19 protein-coding genes are annotated in these 22,659 nt (G+C 69.0%); 9 read left to right on the forward strand and 10 right to left on the reverse strand.

What is annotated here, in order from left to right; translation table 11 throughout:
- Window positions 1–99: 99 nt before the first annotated feature.
- On the forward strand, window positions 100–783 hold the full coding sequence (locus AC3ERS_RS27870) for an SGNH/GDSL hydrolase family protein (RefSeq protein WP_431971064.1): 684 nt from the start codon (window positions 100–102) through the stop codon (window positions 781–783).
- Between the two features lie 210 nt (window positions 784–993).
- Here the strand turns inward: AC3ERS_RS27870 and AC3ERS_RS27875 are convergent, their stop codons facing one another.
- Entirely contained in the window at window positions 994–2,160 is a 1,167-nt protein-coding gene (locus tag AC3ERS_RS27875; protein WP_431971065.1) for a hypothetical protein, read from the reverse strand.
- A gap of 121 nt (window positions 2,161–2,281) precedes the next feature.
- On the opposite strand from AC3ERS_RS27875, the gene AC3ERS_RS27880 reads away from it, so the two are divergent.
- The gene (locus AC3ERS_RS27880) at window positions 2,282–3,718 is read left to right on the forward strand and encodes an amidase (RefSeq protein ID WP_431971066.1); all 1,437 of its coding nucleotides are present in this window, start codon (window positions 2,282–2,284) and stop codon (window positions 3,716–3,718) included.
- 273 nt (window positions 3,719–3,991) lie between these two features.
- On the opposite strand, the gene AC3ERS_RS27885 is transcribed toward AC3ERS_RS27880, so the two are convergent.
- Together AC3ERS_RS27885 and AC3ERS_RS27890 are read right to left on the reverse strand one after the other, a co-directional pair.
- Entirely contained in the window at window positions 3,992–5,272 is a 1,281-nt protein-coding gene (locus AC3ERS_RS27885; RefSeq protein WP_431971067.1) for a glycosyltransferase 87 family protein, read from the reverse strand.
- Window positions 5,273–5,348: 76 nt separating this feature from the next.
- Complete coding sequence (locus AC3ERS_RS27890; protein ID WP_431971068.1) at window positions 5,349–6,251, reverse strand: ADP-ribosylglycohydrolase family protein; 903 nt, start codon at window positions 6,249–6,251, stop codon at window positions 5,349–5,351.
- A 178-nt stretch (window positions 6,252–6,429) separates the two neighbouring features.
- On the opposite strand from AC3ERS_RS27890, the gene AC3ERS_RS27895 reads away from it, so the two are divergent.
- Complete coding sequence (locus tag AC3ERS_RS27895; protein WP_431971069.1) at window positions 6,430–7,245, forward strand: cyclase family protein; 816 nt, start codon at window positions 6,430–6,432, stop codon at window positions 7,243–7,245.
- Between the two features lie 196 nt (window positions 7,246–7,441).
- On the opposite strand, the gene AC3ERS_RS27900 is transcribed toward AC3ERS_RS27895, so the two are convergent.
- Together AC3ERS_RS27900 and AC3ERS_RS27905 are read right to left on the reverse strand one after the other, a co-directional pair.
- Entirely contained in the window at window positions 7,442–9,010 is a 1,569-nt protein-coding gene (locus AC3ERS_RS27900; protein ID WP_431971070.1) for an FAD-binding oxidoreductase, read from the reverse strand.
- A 154-nt stretch (window positions 9,011–9,164) separates the two neighbouring features.
- On the reverse strand, window positions 9,165–9,332 hold the full coding sequence (locus AC3ERS_RS27905; RefSeq protein WP_431971071.1) for an SDR family oxidoreductase: 168 nt from the start codon (window positions 9,330–9,332) through the stop codon (window positions 9,165–9,167).
- Between the two features lie 158 nt (window positions 9,333–9,490).
- Between AC3ERS_RS27905 and AC3ERS_RS27910 the strand changes: the two genes are divergently transcribed.
- Genes AC3ERS_RS27910 through AC3ERS_RS27920 form a run of 3 tightly spaced genes read left to right on the forward strand, consistent with a single transcriptional unit; the run spans window position 9,491 to window position 12,003 of the window.
- Window positions 9,491–10,108 (forward strand): malonic semialdehyde reductase, encoded by a 618-nt coding sequence (locus tag AC3ERS_RS27910; RefSeq protein WP_431971072.1) that lies wholly within the window; start codon window positions 9,491–9,493, stop codon window positions 10,106–10,108.
- 43 nt (window positions 10,109–10,151) lie between these two features.
- Window positions 10,152–11,096, forward strand: coding sequence for an alpha/beta fold hydrolase (locus AC3ERS_RS27915; protein WP_431971073.1), 945 nt, complete (start codon window positions 10,152–10,154; stop codon window positions 11,094–11,096).
- 40 nt (window positions 11,097–11,136) lie between these two features.
- Window positions 11,137–12,003: a fumarylacetoacetate hydrolase family protein gene (locus AC3ERS_RS27920; protein ID WP_431971074.1), complete on the forward strand. Its 867-nt coding sequence runs from the start codon at window positions 11,137–11,139 to the stop codon at window positions 12,001–12,003.
- Between the two features lie 53 nt (window positions 12,004–12,056).
- Here the strand turns inward: AC3ERS_RS27920 and AC3ERS_RS27925 are convergent, their stop codons facing one another.
- The 5 genes from AC3ERS_RS27925 to AC3ERS_RS27945 form a co-directional block, all read right to left on the reverse strand.
- Window positions 12,057–12,278, reverse strand: coding sequence for a hypothetical protein (locus AC3ERS_RS27925; protein ID WP_431971075.1), 222 nt, complete (start codon window positions 12,276–12,278; stop codon window positions 12,057–12,059).
- Between the two features lie 82 nt (window positions 12,279–12,360).
- Window positions 12,361–15,876, reverse strand: a complete 3,516-nt coding sequence (locus AC3ERS_RS27930; protein WP_431971138.1) for an indolepyruvate ferredoxin oxidoreductase family protein — start codon at window positions 15,874–15,876, stop codon at window positions 12,361–12,363.
- A gap of 28 nt (window positions 15,877–15,904) precedes the next feature.
- Window positions 15,905–17,563, reverse strand: a complete 1,659-nt coding sequence (locus tag AC3ERS_RS27935; RefSeq protein WP_431971076.1) for an FAD-dependent monooxygenase — start codon at window positions 17,561–17,563, stop codon at window positions 15,905–15,907.
- A complete protein-coding gene (locus AC3ERS_RS27940) occupies window positions 17,560–18,075 on the reverse strand; it encodes a VOC family protein (protein ID WP_431971077.1) in 516 nt (171 codons plus the stop codon). Before AC3ERS_RS27940 ends, AC3ERS_RS27935 begins: the two co-directional genes overlap by 4 nt.
- Window positions 18,076–18,331: 256 nt before the next feature.
- Window positions 18,332–18,844 (reverse strand): TetR/AcrR family transcriptional regulator, encoded by a 513-nt coding sequence (locus AC3ERS_RS27945; protein ID WP_431971139.1) that lies wholly within the window; start codon window positions 18,842–18,844, stop codon window positions 18,332–18,334.
- A gap of 171 nt (window positions 18,845–19,015) precedes the next feature.
- Between AC3ERS_RS27945 and AC3ERS_RS27950 the strand changes: the two genes are divergently transcribed.
- Genes AC3ERS_RS27950 through AC3ERS_RS27960 form a run of 3 tightly spaced genes read left to right on the forward strand, consistent with a single transcriptional unit; the run spans window position 19,016 to window position 22,523 of the window.
- A complete protein-coding gene (locus AC3ERS_RS27950) occupies window positions 19,016–19,882 on the forward strand; it encodes a fumarylacetoacetate hydrolase family protein (RefSeq protein ID WP_431971078.1) in 867 nt (288 codons plus the stop codon).
- Window positions 19,879–21,744, forward strand: coding sequence for an acyl-CoA synthetase (locus AC3ERS_RS27955; RefSeq protein WP_431971079.1), 1,866 nt, complete (start codon window positions 19,879–19,881; stop codon window positions 21,742–21,744). The genes AC3ERS_RS27950 and AC3ERS_RS27955 overlap by 4 nt, the downstream gene beginning before the upstream one ends.
- Entirely contained in the window at window positions 21,741–22,523 is a 783-nt protein-coding gene (locus tag AC3ERS_RS27960; RefSeq protein WP_431971080.1) for an IclR family transcriptional regulator, read from the forward strand. The genes AC3ERS_RS27955 and AC3ERS_RS27960 overlap by 4 nt, the downstream gene beginning before the upstream one ends.
- Window positions 22,524–22,659: the final 136 nt, after the last annotated feature.

Consider the following 22,659-nt stretch of genomic DNA (forward strand, 5'->3'; position numbering starts at 1 on the left):
TTGCGGTGCAGTGTATTTCACGAATCGAAACGGTCTGGAATCGAGAATTCCGGCCAGCGCACCTTGATTCAAACATACGACCGGACGTATGTTTGAATCGTGAGTATCGCGCAGCATTTCACGTCCGAAGAGACAGACCCGCACTGCGTGCCCGCGCTGGAGGCCGCGGCACTGTTGTTCGACGCGCCGTGGCGGCGCTTCGGCGTGGTCGGCGACAGCCTTTCGGCGGGCACCGGCGACCCGCGCCCCGGCTACGCCAGCCAGCCATGGGCCGATCGCGTGGCCGATGCCCTGCGACGGGTGGCGCCCGACCTGACCTACCGCAACGTCGCGGTCGGCGGGGCGACGACCGAACACGCACTGGACCAGCTGGATCGCCTCACCGACTTCGCCCCCGACCTGTTGCACCTACCGAGCGGCGCCAACGACATCGTGCGCCGCGCCCCGGACTACGCGCGGATCGAGAAGGACCTGCGCGAGCTGTACCGCCGCGCGGCCGCGACGGGCGCCCAGCTGACGACCTTCACGCTGGGCCGCGCGTACCGAATTCCCGAGTTCGACGACTGGACCGAACGGGTTCGCACGGTCAACGCGATCACCCGCATGCTGGCTGCCGAGTATCGGGCCGTGCTCGTCGACATGTGGGACCACCCGGTCAACGACCGCGCCGATCTGCTCAGCGCCGACCGAATTCACTTCGCCGCCAACGGCCAAGCGGTACTCGCCGCCGAAATGGTCAAGCAGCTCGCCCATCGCCTCGGCCAGCGGGTCCGGTCGTCGTGAGCACCGAACGGCTCTGCCGAGTCGACGGCCGCGCCGGTGCCGACGCTCGCATTGTCCGGGGCGAGGCCACACTGTCGAACAGCCGCGCGCGCTCTGCCACGTGCGACGAATACGGCTCTGCGCCGGGGCATTTCGGACGATCCGGCAGCTACCGCCCGCTCGTTTCTCCATGACCGGCGGCGAGCCCGGACCTGGCGCGCGGCCGACGTCTCAGCGTGCGCAGCCGGTCGCCTCGAACTCCGCGGTCGTCATGAGGTCGGTGCGCGGGTAGTAGGGCCCCATCCCCGCAGCAGGGTCGTCTTCCGGCGCGCGCTGAATGGAGTGCGCGAAATCCTTGTCGGGCAACATGTTCCGCATCAGCAGCGTGGTGTCGAATCCGGCGGTCGGCAGCCAGGCGACGCCGCAGTCGCGGGTGGCGTTCGCGGGTCGGTCGGCCGGGTCGGAGACCACGACGGTGAACCAGCCCCGCTCGTCGACGGGCGTCTCGTCGTCGACTACGCAGGCCGAAACACGGGTGCTGGCAAGCTCGTTCGCGCACAGGGACCAGTAGCGCAGCTGCGCCGGAGCCATGGTCGCCTGGCCGCCGTAAGTCGCGGGGGTGCTCGGCAGCTGGGCGCCGACGACCGCGACCTGTCCAGCTCGCGGCGCGACGCGCGAGGCGAGATAGGTGTTGTCCGGATTCGCGAACACGCCGTTGCCACTCGTCTTGGACCAGGCGCGGTGATCGGGGCCTGGCACGCTCGCGGGCAGCCGGGGCCCGCCGGGCAGGTGCGCGGCGGACGGATCGGGCGCACCCTGATCCGCCGTGCAGGCAGGGAGCGCGTGCGGCCCGTCGGCTCGGTGCACGGTGAGCTCCGGCGGCGGTTCCCCGCCGAGCGGATCGAGACCCTCGTCGGTGCGGTAGACCCGGTAGATGATCAGTGCCAGACCGGAATCCGCGTAGAGGGTGTTCGGAGCCGGCTGTGCGGGACGGGGGCCGGGCAGCACCCGCACGGTGAAGGACCGTTCGGTCGCGGTTCGGTCCGCGCCGGGCCGAAACGGATTGGCGCTGCCCGGATCCGGTTCGATGCGCAGATCGTCCAGGCCGTCCATGGTCCGCGAACCCTGGTAGCTGGTGAACGAGATGTACCGGCCGTGCGGATAACGGCCGCGCAGCGTCAGGCCATCGGCGGGCAGCGCGGGCAGGGCGGCCATCCAGTAGTTGGCGAAAGTGTCGGGCAACGCGACGTTCAGCGTGTCGGCCCCGATCCGCCTGCTCCATCCGCAGTCCGTCAGCGGCCCGGCCTGCGCGGGCGGCGTCAGCGCCAGCGGCGCCGCGACGGAGCAGACGACAGCAGCCATCGCGAGCAGACGGCGCAGCACGGCGATCATGTTCACGCGGGCCAGTATCACCCGCGCCGTCCGGCACCGCCCTTGACACGTCCCACCGTGCGGCATGTAATTCGGACAACTGAACGCGCGTCCACGTGAACGCGTTCGCGCCACGAGAGGGAGTCCGATGAACGAGCAGCCCGGCGACCGACCCCGGTACACCGGCGTGCTCGGCCAGGCCGAAGCCGTCCGCACCGGCCTGATCTCGGCGGTCGAGCTCACCGAACAGACCCTCGCGCGCATCGATCGCCTGCAACCGCGGCTCAACGCCTTCACCTCGGTGCTCGCCGACGAGGCGCTGGCGCAGGCCCGAGCCCACGACGAGACGCGAGCGGCAGGGCGTCCGCTCGGCCCGCTGCACGGCGTGCCGATCGCGATCAAGGACGAGGTCGACGTCGCGGGCGTCCGCACCACTTACGGCGGCGCGGCGACGACCACTCCGGCAGAGGCCGATTCGGAGATCGTGCGGCGGCTGCGCGCGGCGGGCGCGATCATCGTGGGCAAGACCGCGATGCCGGAATTCGGCACCTGGCCGTTCACCGAGTCCGCGGCACACGGCTACACGCGCAATCCCTGGGACGTCACGCGCAGCACGGGCGGCTCCAGCGGCGGATCGGCGGCGGCGGTCGCGGCGGGCATCGTCGCGGCGGCCACCGGCGGCGACGGCGGCGGTTCGATCCGGATCCCGGCGGCCTGCTGCGGATTGTTCGGCCTGAAACCGCAGCGGGGCCGGGTCAGCACCGTGCCGCACGGCGATCTGTGGCGGGCGCTCGGCACTCTCGGCGTACTGACCCGTTCGGTCGCTGACAGCGCGCTGCTCTACGACGTCATCAGCGGCAGCTGCGCCGCGGACCGCTGGCACGCGCCCGCGCCGACGACCCCGTTCACGTCGCTCGAGCCGGTGCGGCCGCTGCGGATCGCGGTGTCGTCGCGCCCCGCCGTGCCGCTGACCCGATTGGCGCCCGAGTGCGCGGCGGCGCTGCGCTCGATGGCCGACACCCTGACCGAACTCGGCCACGAGGTCGAGGAGTTCGAGGTCGACCACCCCGAGGCCACCCCCGCGTTCTTCCCGCAGTTCCTCGGCGGCATCAGGGAGGAAGCCGAGCGCGTCGATCGCCCGGACCTGCTCGAGCAGCGCACCAGGACGCTCTCGGCCGCCGCGCGCCTGCTCGCGCCGGAACCGCTCCGGCGGTGGGCCGAGCGCTACGGCGAACGGATCGCGGCGCGGGTCAACCGCGTCTTCGAGCGCTACGACCTGGTGCTCACCCCGACCCTGCCGCACCTGCCGCCGCCGATCGGCAGGCTCGACGGCACGGGCGCGGTGCACGCGATCCTGCGCAGCATGCCGATGACCGCCTACACCGCGCTGTGGAACGTGTGCGGCAATCCGGCGGCCGCGATCCCCGCGGGCTGGTCGGACTCCGGACTGCCGCTCAGCGTCCAGCTGATCGGACGACCCGACGACGAACTCGGAATCCTGCGCGTCGCGGCCCAGCTCGAGCAGGCCAGGCCGTGGGCGCAGCACTGGCCGGAAGAAGCCGACGCCGTCGCGGGAATCCGCTGATAGCGGCATCGGCGCTGTCCTGGACGCACGATTGGCCGGCCGCACTGGCCTGAGCAGCCGATTCTCAGCGGAATCACAGAGAACCGGGTGCTCTGGGCTCAGGAACGCACCGTTGAATCAATCGCGGCTGCCCCGCCCGGTTCCTCTACACCGGGCGGTAGGCAGCGCCAAACTTCGTTCGCCCCACCACCGCACCGGTGATCGGCATCCTTCCGGTCCCGTCGAGCAGTGGGAGATCGGGCGGGCGCCTCGGGATCGAACGGTGCCGACCGCTCACGAAACCGGCTGCGGCGCTTCCGCACGGACGGGCTCCGGATCGGCGGCGGCCGCCGGACGCCGAGACGTCGCCAGGAACAAAAGCACCAGCAGCACGCTGAGCCAGACGTAGGTATTGCCGATCACGTGCTGCCACGGCGTCCACAACGACTCGCGCTGTTCACCGTTCGGTAGCCAGTTCTGCGGCCCGTAGACGAACACCGCGCCGGTGCCCGCGGCCACCGCGTACCAGCCGAGCGCCCGCCGCAACGGCAGCCGGATCGCGTAGCCGAACATGGCGAACAGCGCAGGCGCGATCCAGACCCAGTGGTGCGACCACGAAATCGGCGAGACGAGCAGGGTGAAGACCGCGTTGATGGACAGCGCGAGCGCGGGCGCGTCGGACGCCCGCCGCATCGCGAGCACGACCAGCGCAAGCAGGGCCGCGCCGACCAGCAGCCAGACGATCGTGAACGCGGGTTCGGGCACGCGCAGCCGGGCGAGCACCGCCTGGATCGACTGGTTGGTGTGGAAGGCCGAACCGCTCAAGCCGTCCACGTTGCCGAGCCCGCCGAACCAATACTTCACCGAGGTGCTCGGCAGCGCGAGGAAGCTGAGCGCGGTCGCGGCGGCGCCGGTGGCCGCGGCGGTGATCGCCGACTTGTAATCGCGGCGAACCAGGAAGAACAGGACGAACGCGGCGGGCGTCAGCTTGATCGCCGCGGCGATACCGATCAGCATGCCGCGCCGCCACTTCGGCTTCTCGGTCAGGCAGTCGGCCGCGACCAGCGCCATCAGCAGCAGGTTGACCTGCCCGAAATCCAGCGTCGATCTGGTCGGTTCCAGCAGCATGGCGAGCGGAGCCGCGCACGCGGTGGCGAACAGCGCGACCCGGCGCGCGTTCTCGCCCGGCCAGACCCGCCTGGCGACCAGGTACAGCGTCAGGGTCAGCGCAGCCACCGAGGTGACGAAGAAGGCGAACGCCGCGACGTCCCACGGCAGCAGTGCGAACGGCGCGAGCACCAGGGCGGCGAACGGCGGATAGATGAAGGGCAGTCCGATGCCGATGGTGGTCTGCGGAAGTTGCCCGTACATGTCGCCGCCGTGGCGCAGCGTCTCGACGCCGAGGCGATAGACCTGCAGATCGATGAAACCGCCGGTAATCTCCTTGAACGGCCAGAGCGGCTCCGTCAGACACAGTGTCGTGAACGCGACGAGCAGCGCAGGCACAAGCCAGACCACACGCCCGAACCGGCGGGTCGACGACATCGGCACATCACAGGCGGCGGAACTACTCATCCGCGGCGACTATACCGACCTACGCGCCGGTGTTCGACGGGTGGCGCGTGATCACCCCCGCCCGATGGATTGCCGGTCAGTAACTACTGTCCCGCCGCGGCACGGTCCCGCTCAGCGTGATATCCGCCCAGCCGGGCAGTTCTTCGCACCGCCGCAGCCATTCGTCCGGGATCGCGGCGTCGCGCGCACCGAGAATGCCGCCGACGATGGCGCACGTGGTGTCCACGTCGCCGCCCGCGCTCGCGGTGGCCCAGCACGCCTCGGCGAAGTCGTCGAACCGAGCGGCGATCCACAGGCAGAACGGCACGGTGTCGGGCGCCGAGACCTCGCGTCCGTTGCCGAGCGCTCGGGCCGCGGCGTCGGGATCGGCGTCGAGCAGGCCACGCGCCGCGGTGATTCCGTCGCGCACCGCGCCCGCCGGGGTGCGCGCGACGATCGCGTCGAGCAGTTCGGCGCCGCGCAACGTCGTGAGCGCCGCGCCGAGCGCCACCGCGATCGCGCCCGCGACACCCTCGGGATGGGCATGGGTGATCTCGGCGGACGCGGCGGACTCGTCGATCACCCGGTCCAGATCCTCCGCGAAGTAGGCGCCGAGCGGAGCCACCCGCATGGCCGCGCCGTTGCCCCAGGAACCCTTGCCGCCGAACGCCTCCGTCGCCAGCTCGCGCCAGTCCCCGCCCTCCTGCCGGATGAGCCGGAGCATCCGATTGGCGCTCGGACCGTAGCCGCGGTCGAAGTCGTGGTGCTCGGCGAAGGACGCGGCGAGCGCGTCCTGGTCGACGCGCCCGTGGCGGTGCAGGACGGCCACGACCGAGCACGCCATCTCGGTGTCGTCGGTCCACCACCACGGGTCGGGCGGCAGCGCACGCGCCCGCAGTGCGGGCAGGTTGTCGGGGACGAAGAAGCAGCCGCCGAACGCGTCGCCGACGGTGAGCCCGCGCAGCGACGCGACGGCGCGGGAACGGCGGTCGGCGATCACTCCCGCGATTCTGCCCAGCCACAGTGATATTCGCCAGGTGTCGAGATCGCGGCGACCGGCACCGGTTATCTTCGCTCGGGGTCGTCGGGCTCGCGGAGCACTGCCGCAGCGCGCCGCGCCCGGACTCGCCCGCGCCGACCATGAGGACCCACCGTGCCGCAGTACCGGAATCGCTGACATGTGCGCGCCCCGAATCGTCCGGCTCGCCCACGAGAACGCCGCCCGCCCCAGCCGCCGCGCGCTCTTCGCCGCCGCGGGCCTCGCCGCTCTCGCCTCCGCCGCGCCGCCTGCGCGCGCCGTCCCGGCGGCACGCGGCGTCATCGACCTCACGCACACCCTCAGCCCACTGCTGCCGACCTGGCCGGGCACCCCGCCGTTCACGACGGTCCCGGTCGCCTGGCACGCCCTCGGCGGATTCGGCCAGAACGCACTCGCCTTCTGGGAACACTCCGGCACGCACCTCGACGCGCCCGCGCATCGCGTGCCCGGCGGCGCCACCACCGACGCGCTCGCCGTCGCGGATCTCGTTGCGCCACTGGTGGTCATCGACATCAGCGCGCGAGCCGAACGCGACCCCGACGCGGCGCTCACCATCGACGACATCGAGAACTGGCAGACCGAACACGGCCGCATCCCCGAACGCGCCTTCGTCGCCGTGCATTCCGGATGGGAGCGCCACATCCACGACACCGCGGCCTTCCTCAATCTCGACTCCGAGGGCGTGCCGCACGCGCCGGGCATCTCTCCCGATGCCGCCTCGTATCTGGTGCAGCGGTGCGGAGTCGTCGGCGTCGGGGTGGACACGCTGAGCCTGGACCACGCGCTCAGCCTCGATCACGGCGCGCACACGGCGATCCTCGGCGCCGGTCGCTACGGGGTGGAGATGCTGGCGAATCTCGGTGCGGCGCCTGCTGCGGGGGCGACCGTGGTGATCGGTGCGCCCAAGCATCTCGGCGGGACCGGCGGGCCGTGCCGGGTACTCGCGCTCACCTGAAGCCTGCCGGGTTCGGGTGCCCGGCGATCCGCAGCGCGTGGTGCGCCATCGGGTGCTGATCGTCGCAATCGGCCACCGGCAGTCGAATTGCCAAGGGTCGCCGAGCGTGATGCCGGCGGCAGCGGCGGCGCCCTGGTCGGCTGCGCTGACGGCAGTCGAACGCTCGAGGGCGCCGAGCACGATGTGGGGCTGGGTGCTACCAGTCCGGCCGACCGATCGACAGGGCGTGCTGGAAGACGCCGCGCGGATCCCACTGCTGCTTGACGCGCAACAGTTTCGGGTAGTTGTCGCCGTAATACAGGCGGTGCCATGGCACGCCGGAGGTGTTCCAGCGCGCGTCCGCCGAATCGGGGTCGGGGTAGTTGACGTAGCTGCCGCCGTTGTCCGCGTTGGGAACCGGGACGCCGCCGGTCGCCGCGTACACCTCGCGGAACAGCTCGCGCGACCAGCGCAGGTGTTGCTCGTCGCCGTCGGGTAGTCGCCACGCGGCGTGAATGAGCATCTGGGCGAAGGAATTTCGTGCGGGAATAGCCGCGGCATCGGGGGCGACGGCATTGATGGCCCCACCGAAGGGCAGGAACTCGACCTCCGTCTCGCCGAGCACCGCGAGATCGGTCAGATACCGATAGAAGACCCGCAGCTGATCCTCGGAGTACGCGCGCCGCAGATAACCGGCCTTCACCTTGACCCGAGGCGTCAGCGGGCCTTTCGGGTAGTACACCTGCGCCACCGTGTCCGCATACGACAGCTGCGCGACCGGCTGCACCACCGGAACGGCGTCCACGCCGTCCAGCACCGTGCCGAGGAATTCGTCGAATTGCGCTCGGGCATCAGCGGAATCGGCATCCAGCAGGACGAGCAGCTGCGCGAACGCGGTGCCGACCGTCCGAAAACTCAACGGCGCGTATAGCCCTGCGAACCGGTTGTCGGGCGTGCTGTACCGCTCGAAGAACGCCAGATAGTTACTCAGCAGCCGCACGAACGCGGCTTCGCTCATCAGCGGGAGGATCACTCGCGAATTCAGCATCGCGCCAGGCGGTTTCGGCAGCGCCGTTGTCGGGTCCGCACCGTCCGACCGCGGCGAGCGCAGCAGAAACCGCGTCACCACACCGAAATTGCCGCCGCCACCGCCGGTGTGCGCCCACCACAGGTCCGCGTCGGGCCCGTCCTTGGTCGCGAGCACGACCTTGGCGGCACCATCGGCGTCGACCGTGACGACCTCGACCCCGTACAGGTAATCGGCGACCAACCCGAGCCGCCGCGACAGCGGTCCGTATCCGCCGCCGCTGACATGCCCGCCCATGCCGACCCCGAGGCAGATCCCCGCCGGAACCGTGACGCCCCAACGCTGGTGCAGCGCCTCGTACACCGCGCCCAGTTCCGCACCGGCGTCCACCGAGAACGCCCGGTGCTCCTCGTCCCAGCGCACCTGGTTCATCCGACCCAGATCGACGATCGTCCGGGTCTGCGCCGAGTCGACGAAATCCTCGAAACAGTGCCCGCCCGACCGCACCGCGAGCCGCGACCCCGCCGCAACCGCCCGCGTCACCGCGACCCGCACCTCCTCGGCCGACGTCGGCACATAGATCTGCTCCGGCCGCGCCGTGAACCGCCGGTTGTACCCGCGCATCACCAACGACAGATACTCCGGATCCCCAGCCCCCACCACCCGCACGTCCGCCGCCCCCGCCTCCGGCGCTCCCACCACGGCCGCGGCCCCACCGACCGCCGACGCCGCCAAGAACCGTCGCCGCGACAGTGCCATGAACTCTTCCCCCTAGCCGTGAACATCGAAACGCAATCCGATCTTGCACGGACTCTATTTCAGACTCACGGCCGATCGAAACTTGCCCGGGCTGTGGACGACACGAGCGAGTGAGGCCCACGCCCCGCGTGGACAAGGGCCTCTAGCTACGGGTTCAGTACAGCGTGTAGCCGCCGTCGACGGGCAGGGTCACGCCGGTGACGAAGGACGACGCGTCGGACAGCAGCCACATGGCGGCCTCGGCGTCGCCGATGCCACTTGCGCCGCCCGTCACGATGATCGAGCGTCCTTCGATTCCAGCCACGCCGCGCCCTTCTGTCATGCCGCGCCTTTCTGTCATGCCAGCGAAGCCAAGCCGTATCGACGGCGCCGAGTGTCCAGAAACTTGGACACTCGGCCTGCGTGGCTAGCTCTTGACCGACAGTCATGAGATGCTCTTAACTGTTGTTCAAGAATGGCTCGATGGAGAGGCGCCGACTCATGACCGAACTCGTCACCGAAGTGACCGCACCCGCACTCGACCCCGTCGCCCGCGCGGCGTTGTTCACCACGGCGCGGACCGCGAACACCTTCGCCGACACCCCCGTCACCGACGCCGAGCTGACGGAGATCTGGGAACTCGCCCGCTGGGCGCCGACCGCGGCGAACACCCAGCCGCTGCGCGTGCTCTTCGTCGGCAAGGGCGAGGGCCGCGCGCGACTGGTCGAGCACATGGACGAGGCCAACAAGGCCAAGACCGAGGCCGCCCCGGCCGTCGCCGTCCTCGCGGTGGACACCCGTTTCCACGAATACGTGCCGACGCTGCTGCCGTTCAAACCCGAACTGGCCGGGCTTTTCGAAGCCGACGCGGATCTGCGCTCCGGCACCGCCCAGTTCAACTCGGCGCTACAGGCGGGCTACTTCGTTCTGGCTGTGCGCAGCGTCGGTCTCGCCGCAGGCCCGATGGGCGGATTCGACCGCGCCGGAGTGGATTCGGCGTTCTTCTCCGACGGCCGCTGGCGATCGATCCTCGTCGTGAACATCGGACATCCCGGCGAGAACGCGTGGCGCGAGCGGCTGCCTCGTCTCACCCACGAGGACGTCGTCCGCTGGGCGTGAGGCCCGCTGTCGAGACTGCCGAATCCTTCACGAGGAGAACACAATGACCGACCTGCGCCATCACTATGTCGAGGTCAATCGCATCCGACTGCACTACGTCGAGGCCGGCGAAGGCCCGGCCGTCATCCTGTGTCACGGGTTTCCGGAACTCTGGTACAGCTGGCGCCATCAGCTTCCCGCGCTGGCGCAGGCAGGTTACCGGGCCATCGCCCTGGACATGCGCGGTCACGGCGAGTCCGACGCACCGGCGAACATCGAGGATTACGACGTATGCCGCACGGTCGGTGACGTCATCGGCCTGATGGACGAACTCGGCATCGGCAGAGCGGCTTTCGTCGGCCACGACGCGGGCACGTCGACGGCCTACACCGCCGCCCTGATGCGGCCCGATCGAGTACGCGGCGTGATGGGGCTTTCCGTTCCCTACATCCCCAGGGGGCCGCTCAGCATTCTCGAATCCTTCGACGGCGCAGTGCCGCCCGGCTTCTACATGGTCTACTTCCAGGAACCCGGCCGCGCCGAACAGGATCTCGAACGCGACGTCACCGAAAGCCTGCGGCGCATCGTCTACGCCAACTCCGGCGAGAATCCGCACACCCCCTTCCTCATGACCGTGCCGGAAGGCGGCACCCTGATCGACGGACTGCCCGCACCCGTGGGCGCGATCGGCTTCCTGTCCGACGCCGACCTCGACGTCTACGCGACCGCCTACTCCCGCAGCGGATTCCGCGGCGGCCTCAACGGCTACCGGGTGTTCCATCGCAACTGGGAGCTCACCGCCCCTTGGCACGCCGCCGCACTGCCCGTGCCCTGCGGCTATATCGGCGGCACCGCCGACACGGTGTTGCACTTCCCCGGCTTCCGTGCCGCGGCGGAGGCAATGGGGACGGCCACCTTCCTCGACGGGGCCGGTCATTGGATTCAGGCGGAGCGACCGGACGAGGTCAACACCGCACTGCTGTCGTTCCTCCAATCGCTCCCGAGCTGACCGACCCGCACTCACCGCAAAGCTTCGCCGAGGAGACATCATGCGTCTTTACACCACAGACCAGGGCATCGCCCGAGAGGACAGCACCGGTGTACTCACCGTGCTCGACCTCCCGTTCGCGGATGTGGGCGAACTTGTGCGCGGACCGGGGATCGAGCTCGCCGCGGCGGCACGGCCGAGACAGGTCGTGCCGCTGCACCGAGCGAACCTCCGCCCCGTTCTGCCGCGCCCAGGCAAGATTCTGGCGGTCGGCCTCAACTACCCCAGTCACGCCGAGGAAGCGCTGGAGAAGTTCGCCGAAGCCGGACGCCACGACGTGACGCTGCCGACCGAGCCCAATGTCCAAGTCACGGCCGGATCCGCGGCGGCCGCGCACGACGGGCCGATCGTTCTGCCCGCGGTGGCGCCCGGCCACGTCGACTACGAGGGCGAGGTCGGCGTGGTGATCGGCCACCGTGCCACCGATGTCGGCGCACACGAAGCATGGCGATACGTCGCCGGGCTGACCGTGGTCAACGACATCACCGCCCGCGACATCCAGCGCCGCGCGTACGCGGGCGACCCCATCGCCTCGATCGCGATCGCCAAGAGCTTCGATACGTTCAAGCCCATCGGCCCCTGCCTGGCAACGACCGACGAGTTCACCGAACCCCTCGACCTGCGTATCCGCACCTGGGTGAACAGTGAACTGCGCCAGGACGATCGGACGAGCAACTTCCTCCATCGGATCCCGGAGCTGGTCGCGTACCTGTCGCGCTATCAGACATTGGAAGCTGGAGACGTCATCGCCACCGGGAGCCCGCGCGGCGCGGGTCAGTTCACCGAGCGATTCCTCCGGAACGGAGATGTCGTGGACGTGGAAGTCGAAGGCGTCGGGATGCTCAGCAATCGCGTCCTGACAGCTTGACCGCGCCAACCAGACGGCCCGCCCGGCGTTTTGCCGTGGCGGGCCGCAGCCGATCAGGGCCCGAGAAACAACCGTTCACACGGCAGGCGCGGCAAGAGCCGACAGTCGTCGATAGCGTGCTGGATCAATTCGATCGTGCACCAACGCTTTTTCCGCCAATCACGGACCAAGTTGGGTATCGCCGCGACATCGGCCCAATAGTCGAATGCGATGTCGGCCAGCCAAATCCGCAGGTACACATCACTCTCGGATCGGAATCGCACTTCGGCGGTCATGCCTCACCGGCCATTCCGCCACTTCCACCGGCAACACCGGTGGAAGTGGCGCAACACCGCCAGGTCGACTCCGGACGAGGCACTACGCCACACCAACCACCGGTTGGGCGGCGCGGTAGGTGTCCAACAGTTCAGCCACTCGGGCGCGATAGCGATCGACATTCGCCAGCTTGATGGATTCGTATCCGCGAATCATGTCCGGCAGATCGGCGATTTCGACAGCCAGAGCATGGTTTTCGGGTCGCAGCTCCGCCAGCAGTTCCTCGACCAGCGCACGGTACTCGGCGATCAGCGCGCGTTCCTGCTTGCGCACTTCGGCCATTCCGAACGGATCGAACCTGGTGCCCCGGACCCGGCGCATGGCCGTCAGCAGCCGGTACACCGGCCGGAACCACGGACCGAGTTCGATCTTGTTCCGCAGGCCCATCGCCCGCAGGATCGGCGGGTGCAGGCGGTACGACATGCGGGCGCCGGGCCCGAACTCCGCTTCGATGGCCGCACGCAGGGCGGGGTCGACCGACAGCCGGGCGACCTCGTACTCGTCCTTGTAGGCCATGAGCTTGTAGAGGTACCTGGCAACCGACTCGGTGAGCGCGGTCGAACCGGGAATCCGCTCGTCTTCACGCCGCCGCACGTGCTCGATGAACCGACTGTATTCCCTTGCGTACGAAAGGCTCTGGTAACCGACGAGGTCGGGGATACGGACGGTGACCAATCGCGTCAACTCGGTCTCCCGACCGGACGTCACCTGGGCGATCACCTGCCGAACTCCGTGCGACAGTGCATGATTCGTGCGATCGACGGGTGACTTCTCCGCCACCGCGGCCTCGAAAGCCGCGGCATCCGCGACGGACAGACGGCCGTAACGGAACGCTTGAACGTTGGCCTCGACCTGCACGCCATTGAGGGTGATGGCGTGCTCGACATCCGAGGGTGACAGTGGCAACGAACCGGATTGCACTGCCGCGCCGACAAGCAGGAAGTTGGCGTACTGGTCCTCGCCGACCAAGGCGTGTGCCGCGTGACGGGCGTCGAGGAAGATCGCCTCGCGCGTCGTCGCACGCAAGGCGTCCCGGATGGGTCCGACGTCGGGGAAACCCACGGCGGTGTCGATGACCATCTGCCCGGTCGGCACCTCGCTGGTGGAGATCACCGCGGTGGTCCGTTCGGCGCTCGCCGCCGCCAGATGCCGTTCCTCGGCGGCGACCAGGATGTCGCATCCGAGATACAGATCGCACTCCTCGGCCGCCGCCTTCCCGGCCTGGTCGGTCGGGTCGGCGGAGATCTTGAGGTCCGAGACGACGGCTCCGCCCTTCTGCGCGAGGCCGGTCTGGTCCAAGGTGCGGACATGGCGACCGGCCAGCGACGCGGCGGTGCTGAGCACCTGCGCCAGCGTGACCACACCGGTCCCGCCCACGCCTGTGATGCGCGTGGTGTGGGTTCCGACGAGCGCGTATACCGGCTCCGGCAGGGCGTCGGCGTCGAGCAGCGGCGCCCCGGTCCGACCGGCGCGCTTCCCCGCGGGCGCCACGGTGATGAACGACGGGCAATCGCCCGACAAGCACGAGAGGTCCTTGTTGCACGAGGACTGGTCGATTCGCGTCTTGCGCCCGAACTCGGTGGCGACCGGTTGCACCGACAGGCAGTTCGACTTCTCGCCGCAGTCTCCGCAGCCCTCGCACACTCGTTCGTTGATCACGACTCGCTGCGCCGGCTCTGGCGCGAGCCCGCGCTTGCGTTTGCGCCGCAGTTCGGTCGCGCATTCCTGGTCGTGGACGAGCAAGGTGACACCGGGCGTGCCCGCGAGGACCTCTTGGGCTTCGATCAGCCGGTCACGATGCCAGACTTCCACTCTGCTTGGGAGTTTCGTTCTGCGATAGCTCTTGACATCGTCGGTGGTGACGATGATGCGGGCGACTCCTTCGGCGACCATGGCCTCGCAGATGGCCGGTACCGTCATCAGCCCGACGGCCTGCTGCCCACCGGTCATGGCCACGGCCGAGTTGTAGAGCAGCTTGTAGGTGATGTCGACTCCGGCCGCGATCGCGGCCCGGATCGCCAGGCTGCCGGAGTGGTGGAAGGTGCCGTCGCCGAGGTTCTGGATGAGGTGGTCGCGCTCCAGAAACGGCGCCATGCCGATCCATTGGGCGCCCTCGCCGCCCATCTGGGTCATCCCGGCCACCTCGCCCACCTGTTTGGCATCCATCAGCGTCACCATGGCGTGGCAGCCGATTCCCGCGCCGACGGTGGCCCCGGCGGGGACCTTCGTCGAGATATTGTGCGGGCAGCCCGAGCAGAAGTACGGTGTCCGGGTGACGAGCGGCAGCGCGATCGGACCACGACGGCGGCGCGACTTCCCCAGCCAGTCGTCGACCGTGGGAAAGCCACCGATTTCGGAGAGCCGCGCGGCCACATGGGTCGCGACGATGTCGGGATCGAATTCTCCGTCGGCCGGGAAAAGCGCTGCGCCACCGGGCATCTGCTTGCCCGAGATCGCGGGCGCGTCGGGCCTGCCGTAGAGCAGACTCTTCACCGCCGTCTCGATGAGTGCGCGCTTCTCCTCGACGACGATGATCTCGGACAGTCCGTCGGCGAACTCGTCGACGACGGTCGGCTCGAGCGGGTGGATCATGCCGAGCTGGAGCAGTCGCACGCCTCGCAGCGCCAGCTCGTCGTCGTCGAATCCCAAGGCGCGCAGGGCCTGCCGGACATCCAGGAAGGTCTTTCCGGCGGCGACGATGCCGACCCGGTCCGATGGACCGGACTGCGTGATGCGATTGAGCCCGTTCGCCGCGGCGTATCGGCGGGCGATCTCCAGGCGCGCGCCGTCCCGGCTCCGTTCCAGCACACCCAGCGCCGGTTGCAGGACCTGGCCGGTCACCTCGTGCCGGTACTCGGCGCCGTCCACGGTCAGGTCGGGAACGATCGGACGGACCCGGTCCGGGTCCACATCCACCGTTCCCGAACCGTCCGCGACGTTGGTCACCACCTTCATGGCCACCCACAACCCGCAGGCGCGTGACATGGCGATGCCGTGCAGGCCGAAGTCGAGCGCCTCCTGCGGATCGGCCGGATAGAGCACCGGCAGTCCGAGATCGGCCAGGAGCAGTTCGGAGGCTCCCGGCACGGACGACGACTTCGCCGCCGGATCGTCGCCGACCAGGGCAAGCACCCCGCCCTCGGGATGGGTGCCCATGAGGTTGCCGTGCCGAACGGCATCGGCCGCGCGGTCCAGCCCGGGGGATTTTCCGTACCAGATCGCGCTGACGCCGTCGACGCGCTTGTCGGATTGCATGGCGGCGAGCTGAGTTCCTTGCACGGCGGTCGCCGCGAGTTCCTCGTTCACGCCCGGTCGGAACACGATGTCGTGCCGGTCGAGCAACGCGGCATGGCGTTCGAGTTCGGTGTCGTATCCGGCGAGCGGTGAGCCCTCGTATCCGGAGATGAAACAGGCGGTGCGGCGCCCTGCTCGTTCGTCCGCACGGCGCAGATCCACGGGAATCCTTGCCAGCGCTTGGATTCCGGTGAGATGAACTCGCCCGTGTTGCACGGTATATCGGTCACGGGGTGACGCCACCGGCGCTGATTGATTCGTCACGACAGAGGAATTCCTAACGGAGAGACGGTCAAGAGACGGAGTGGGTCGCCCCGCACGCGGCGTCGAGCGCGACCACCAGGTCCCGGACGGGCGTGGCGGACATGCGATCCGCCCGCCAGGCGATGTGCCCGTCGGGGCGAACCAGGATCGCGCCGTCGTCGGGGATCCCACACAGGCCGGGTCCGGCGATCTCGAAGTCACGACGCGGAACGCATGCCTGGACAGGGACGTTCGTGTCGATTTCGCCGAGAGCGTCGCCCCAGGCAGCGCCGTCACGCCCGGTGATGAGCGTGAACCCCGGCACCAGGAGATCGTGCGTCGAGATCGTGACGCCGTCCTTGTTGATCCACGCGTGCGGGAGCCTGCCACCCTGAACCGCCACGGTGAGCGGGTCCGCCTGCGCCTCCGAGGGACAGCCGACGCCGTACACGTAGCCGATCTCGAGCTCGAGATAGTCGAAGTGGGGACGCTGCGCAGGGACGGACTCCGCCAATCGCTTTCGCTCGGCCGCGGCCACCGCCGGATCCCAGCTCTCGAGCCGGGCGGCGACGTCGATGGTGTTGGGCCCGATACCGGCATCGGCCATTTTCACCGCGTTGGCGATGCTGCTTTCCGCGTTGGCCACCGCGATGGGCCTGCGCTCGGATTCATAGGTGTCGAGCAAGGTTTCGGACGCCCAGCCGTTGAGCACCGCGGCCAGCTTCCACCCGAGGTTGTCCGCGTCGACCAGTCCCGTGTTCATGCCGAGACCGCCGGTCGGCGGAAATCGGTGCGCCGCATCGCCCGCGAGGAATATTCGCCCCTTGCGGTACTGCCGCGCCGTGCTCGCACCGAGGGTCCAGGTGCCGACCGAGCGGACCTCGACGTCGAGGTCGGGCGCGCCGATCCCGCCCCGGATCAGGTCGGCACAGCGCTCCGCGGTGTAGTCGGCCACCGACTCCCGAGCCGGGTCGTATCCGAGGTGGAACGTCCAGCGATCGCCGCCCATGCGGATGAACACGCCCGGGGAGGCGGTGTTCAGCACCCAGAACAGCAGGGCGGGATCTTTGTCCGTCCAGCGCGACAGATCGGCGTGAAAGTACACGTTGATCAGATGCCCGAACTCGGGAACGCCCTCGATCTCGATGCCGAGGCCGCGCCGGATCTTTCCGGACGCTCCTTCGGCGGCCACGACGTAGTCGACGCCGAATCGCTCTTCCCCCTCGCGGGTTTCGACGCGTACATCGACCGACTCGCCGAGATCGTGCACGGATGTGACGCGCGCGCCGTAGCGGACGTCGGCCATGCCCTGCCGGTGCACCGCTTCGAGCAGCCGCCGCTGCACCCGATCCTGCGCGCACGAGCCGACGGTGACCGGTGACGACCCGAGCCGTCTCGCGAGATGCTCCTCGGGTGCGTCCGCGAGGTCGATCCGCCCGAACTCCTCACCGGCGACGGTGTGCTTCCAGACGAAGCTGAGCCCGCAGTTCAGATCGACCGCGTCCTCGATGATCTCGTCGTAGATGCCCCAAAGGCGCAGCAGCTCCATCGATCTCGTGTTCACCACATGCGCGCGCGGGTGCGGATTGATGTCGTCGAACTGGTCGCAGACGATGCTGCGCACGCCGTGCCTGCCGAGCACGTACGCGGTCGCGAGCCCGACCGGGCCCGCGCCGACGATCAGGACCGGAATGTGTTCGTCGCTCACGGCCGGCTCACCAGCTCCGCGAACGGTTCGCCGGCCTCGAATCGGGCGATCAGCTCTTCCGGAACGAAGTCGACGCCGATCGGATTGGTGACGAAGGCGTCGGACTCGAAGAACGCCTGCGTCTCCTCGTCGGTGGCGAAACTGTCGATCTGCAACTCGATCTGGTTGCCGTCCGGGTCCTGGTAGTACATCGACATCGTCGGACCGTGGTTGACGGTCCAGAACGGCTGCACGCCATCGGCTTTCAGCCGCTTGTAGTTGTCGAGCAGGTCCCCGAGGGAGGCGTAGGTGAAGGCCATGTGGTGCATGCCGGTGTGCGCGTCGGTGGGCTGCTCCGACGCACCGGTCGCGATGAAGGCGACCCGATGGTGTTCGTCGTCGTAGGTCATGAACGCCAACATGTCGTTGGCGAAGGCCACGCGGCCTTCGAGCACGTGCAGGTACCAGTCGGTCATCTCCTGCAGCCGATTGGTTCGCAGCACGATGTGGGCGAGTTTGACGGGTGACGCCATCGTTGGCACCTCCGGACGGTGTGGCGAGAAGAGCTCTCTTGAATGTGACTCGAGACACGCTAGCGTGCTCATGAATGGCAGTCAAGAGCTGTCGCGGACCGATGCCCGCGCAGGACGGACACACCTAGGCGAACAGCCGGACGAACAAGTGCGGTCGACAAGATCGACGCCCCGGACAGCGGCGTCACACAGGCCCGGAACGCCTCGCGCCCGGGTGAATCACCGAACTAGATGGCCGCGACCAGCGGCGACAACATCAGCGAGCGGCTTTGGCGGTCGCGGAAGCGACCAGCGCGTCGGTCACCAGGTCGATCAGATCGCCGACCGGTCGATCCAGGCGGCGCGTGCTGACCAGGACCCCCTCGAACAACACGTGCCCCGCATCGGCGATCAGCGCCACGTCGGCGCCCTTGGGCAGCCGGTTCGTGATCGCGGCGAACAGGCGTTCCTCGAGCCATCGCTGGATCTGCTCGTAGGCGACCCGAACCGACTCCGAGTCCGCCATCCGCTCGTACGCCTCGCGATGCAGCGCCCGGTACGGCTGCACCGCGGCCAGCAGCCCGACGAGCTCGTTGCGCGGATCGCCGCCGAGCTCCGAATCGGCCTCCACGCTCTCCCTTGCGCTGGCGAAGATCGAGGTCAGCGCCGCGGCGAACAGGTCGTCCTTGGTCGGGAAGTACCAATGCACCGCCGCGGGCGCGATACCGGCGGCGCGGCCGACCGCGGCCACGCTCGTCCCCCGGTAACCGTTGGCGGCGAACAGTTCCACAGCGTGTTCGACGACCGCCGCTTCACGCTCGGCCTTCGGGATCTGCTGTCGATTCCTGGGCATGACGTGAGCTTACTGCCCCGCGAACACCTCTTGACTGCGCGTCATGACTGCTCTTAACTGTCAGACAAGAGCGGTGAGGTTGCCGCCATCGATCGCGGAGGTACCGAGATGCGTCTGTACACAACCAACGATGGAATCGCGCGCGAGGACCGGGCGGGCGTGCTCTCCCTGCTCGACCTGCCGCAACGCGATCTCGGCGAGTTGCTCGACGGCCCCGGCCTGGACGCCGCGCGAGCGGCCGGAACACTCCGCGACATCCCCTTGGACACCGCGACGCTCCATGCTCCGGTGCGCAGACCGGGCAAGGTCGTGATCGTCGGACTCAACTACCCCAGCCACGCCGAGGAAGCCTTGGCGGCGTTCGCCGCCATCGGCCGCACCGACATCGAGATGCCCACCGAACCCAACCTCCAGATCACCGCGGGGTCGGCCGTGACCGGACCGATGAACCCCATCGTCCTGCCCGGGGTCGCCGCCGCCGAAGTGGACTACGAGGGCGAGCTCGCCGTCGTCATCGGACGCGCGGCCACCGCTGTGCCGGTCGAGGACGCCTGGGATCACGTGGCGGGACTGACCGTCGCGAACGACGTCTCGGCGCGCGACATCCAGCGCCGCGCCATGACCGGCGACGCGGTCGCGTCGATCGGCGTCGCCAAGAGCTTCGACACCTTCAAACCGCTCGGCCCGTGCCTGGTCACCGCGGACGAGTTCACCGACCGGATCGACCTGCGTATCCAGACCCGAGTGAACGGCGAACTGCGCCAAGACGATCGAACGAGCAGTTTCATCCACTCGATTCCCGAGATCGTCTCGCATCTGTCGAAGTACCAGACGCTGCTGCCCGGCGACGTGATCTGCACCGGGACCCCGCGCGGCGCCGGACTGTTCTCCGGGAGTTTCCTGCGACATGGCGACATCGTCGAGGTCGAGGTCGAGCGGATCGGCGTCCTGACCAACTCGGTGGTCTCCGCGTGAACGCCGTAACCAACGACCTCGCGCAGGCCGGCCCCGGCATCGATCGACTCGGCGATGTGCCGCTCGCCGACCGCGATCTGCCCGCCACCACCTACGACTTGCTGGAACGATCCGCGCGACGGCACGGCGAGAAGCCCGCTCTCCATCTGCTACCCGGCGGAAACCGCTGGGACGAACCGGAGACCTGGAGCTACACCGAACTGCTTCGACGGACGACTCGGGCCGCGAATCTGTATGCCGCACTGGGACTCGAGCCCGGCGGCGTCGTCGGCCTCATGCTCCCGAACACCGGGACGACCTACGCGGCGCTGCTCGGGGCACAGGCCATCGGCATCGCCAACCCGGTGAATCCGATGCTCGCCACCGAACACATCATCGAGATCCTGCGTCTCACCGAGGCACACATACTCGTCGCGCCCGCGCCCGCGCTCGATCCCGTGAGCTGGGACAAGGCGTGCGCGGTGGCCGAGGCGCTGCCCTCGCTGCGAGCGCTGGTCTCCGTCGGCGGGCCGGTGCGCACCGCGCCGGGCAACTGGGTCGGCGATTTCGAACAACTGGCCGCCTCCCGGCCCGCGGACGCCCTCACCTTCGAGTACCGGCCGGGCGCATCCGACATCGCCGCCTACTTCCATACCGGCGGCACGACCGGAGTGCCCAAAGTGGCCCCGCACACCCACGCGAGCGAGGTCTACATCGCCTGGGCGCTCGGGCAGCACGGCGCATTCGGCGGTGACACCGTCGTGCTGACGGGTCTGCCGCTGTTCCACGTCAACGCCATCCTCATCTCCACCCTCGCACCCTTCCTGAAGGGCGGCACCGTGGTATCGCTCGGCAGCCTCGGGTTCCGGGATCGCGCGGCAGTGGCGGATTTCTGGCGAATCGTGGACCGCTACCGGGTCACGACCTTCTCGGCGGTTCCGACGGTGTACGCCTCCCTGCCCCCGGTCCCCAACGATGTCGACGTCTCCAGCTTGCGCGCCGGAATCGTCGGTGCGGCTCCGCTGCCGGGCCGGGTCCGGGCCGAATTCGAGTCCGCCACCGGTGTTTCGATGATCGAAGGCTACGGGCTCACCGAGGCGACCTGCGCGAACACCATCGGCCCGATGGTCGGCGGCAAACCGGGGTCCATCGGGCTTCCCCTGCCCTACCAGCAGGTCAAGGCCGTCCGAATCGGGACGGACGGACTTCCGTCCGGCGACTGCGGTCCCGGTGAGGTCGGCGTACTGGCGATCGAGGGCCCCAGCGTCTTTCCCGGATATCTCCGGCCGGGGCCGGACGGTCCCGCCCCGGATCCCACGGGTGTGATCGTCGACGGTTGGTTGATCACCGGCGATCTCGGCAGGGTCGACGCGGACGGCTTCGTCTATCTCACGGGGCGCGCCAAGGACATCATCATCCGCGGCGGCCACAACATCGACCCGCGCCTGGTCGAGGACGCGATGCTGGCTCATCCGGATGTCGTTGCGGCCGCAGTGGTTCCGTGTCCCGACGCGCATTCGGGCGAAGTCCCGGCCGCCTACCTCGTGCTTCGATCGGGCGCCGATCCGGATCACCGCGAGCTCAGCGACTGGGCCGCGCAGCACGCACCCGAACCGGCCGCCGTCCCGAAGTTCATCCACACCATCCCGGCCATACCGGTCACCGCGGTCGGCAAGGTGAACAAAGTCGCCCTTGCGCACGACTCGGTCAATCATGTTGTGCTGCGGGAACTCCGGGACGCGCGCCTGTCCGGCGAGGTGACGGTGACCGATCGCGGCGGCCGCGCACACGCACTGATCGACCTGAACGATGCCGTCCCGGACCGCCTCGGCGAACTCCGCGAACGCTTGAACGCCTACTCCTTCACGCACGAGATCGTATGACGACGAAGCCGCTCACCCACGCCGTCCGCGACGATCGAGCCGCGATCGACAAGGCGATCAGCCTGCTGGTCTCGTTTCGCGACCAGGCGAACACCGGGGTCGGCGTCAGCGAACTCGCTCGACGCGCCGACCTCAACAAGTCGACCGCGTTCCGGGTGCTGAGCATCCTCGAGCGCAACGGCGTGGTGGAGCGGGTCGGGACGAGCTACCGACTGGGGCCGCGGCTGCACGAACTCGGTCGCGGCGCCTACACGCCCGATCACGAAGCACTGCGAGATCGGTTGATCCCGTTCGTCACCGACGTCTACGAACGCACCCACGAAACCACGCATCTCGCGGTGCTCGTCGGCGCCGACGTGCTGTATCTGGCGAAACTGTACGGATACCGCCAGATACGGTCCCCCTCCCGGATCGGCGGCCGCGCGCCCGCCTACTGCACGGCGGTCGGCAAGGTCCTGCTGGCCTACGACAGCGACGCGGCAGCGACCGCGGCCGCCACGCTGCGTCCCTTCACCTCACACACCGTGACCGACGAGGCCGCGCTGTCATTGCAACTCGCACGCGTGCGTCGCGACGGAATCGCGTTCGACGACGAGGAAATTCAACGCGGGCTCAGCTGTGTGGCGGTGCCGATGTTCGGTTCCGCAGGCCGTCCAGTCGCCGCGCTGTCGATTGCGGGGGCTACCGGGCGCATCGATACCCGCCGGCATGTTCCGACCCTGCGCCGCGTCGCCGCCGCCGCGGGACAGATGTTCGCGAAGTCGAGCGGCGAGCTCTGAGTATCCTCCGTGACCGCCGCCGGAGCGCTCGCCCTGCCGGTAGCGCCACTGCGCCGAATCGGGGGCGGCGAGCAGCTCGCCGAGGCAGCCATGGAGCTTGCGCAGTAGGGCGCGCTCGGCGGCGGTGAGGGTCGGG

Source organism: Nocardia sp. bgisy134 (assembly GCF_057708325.1).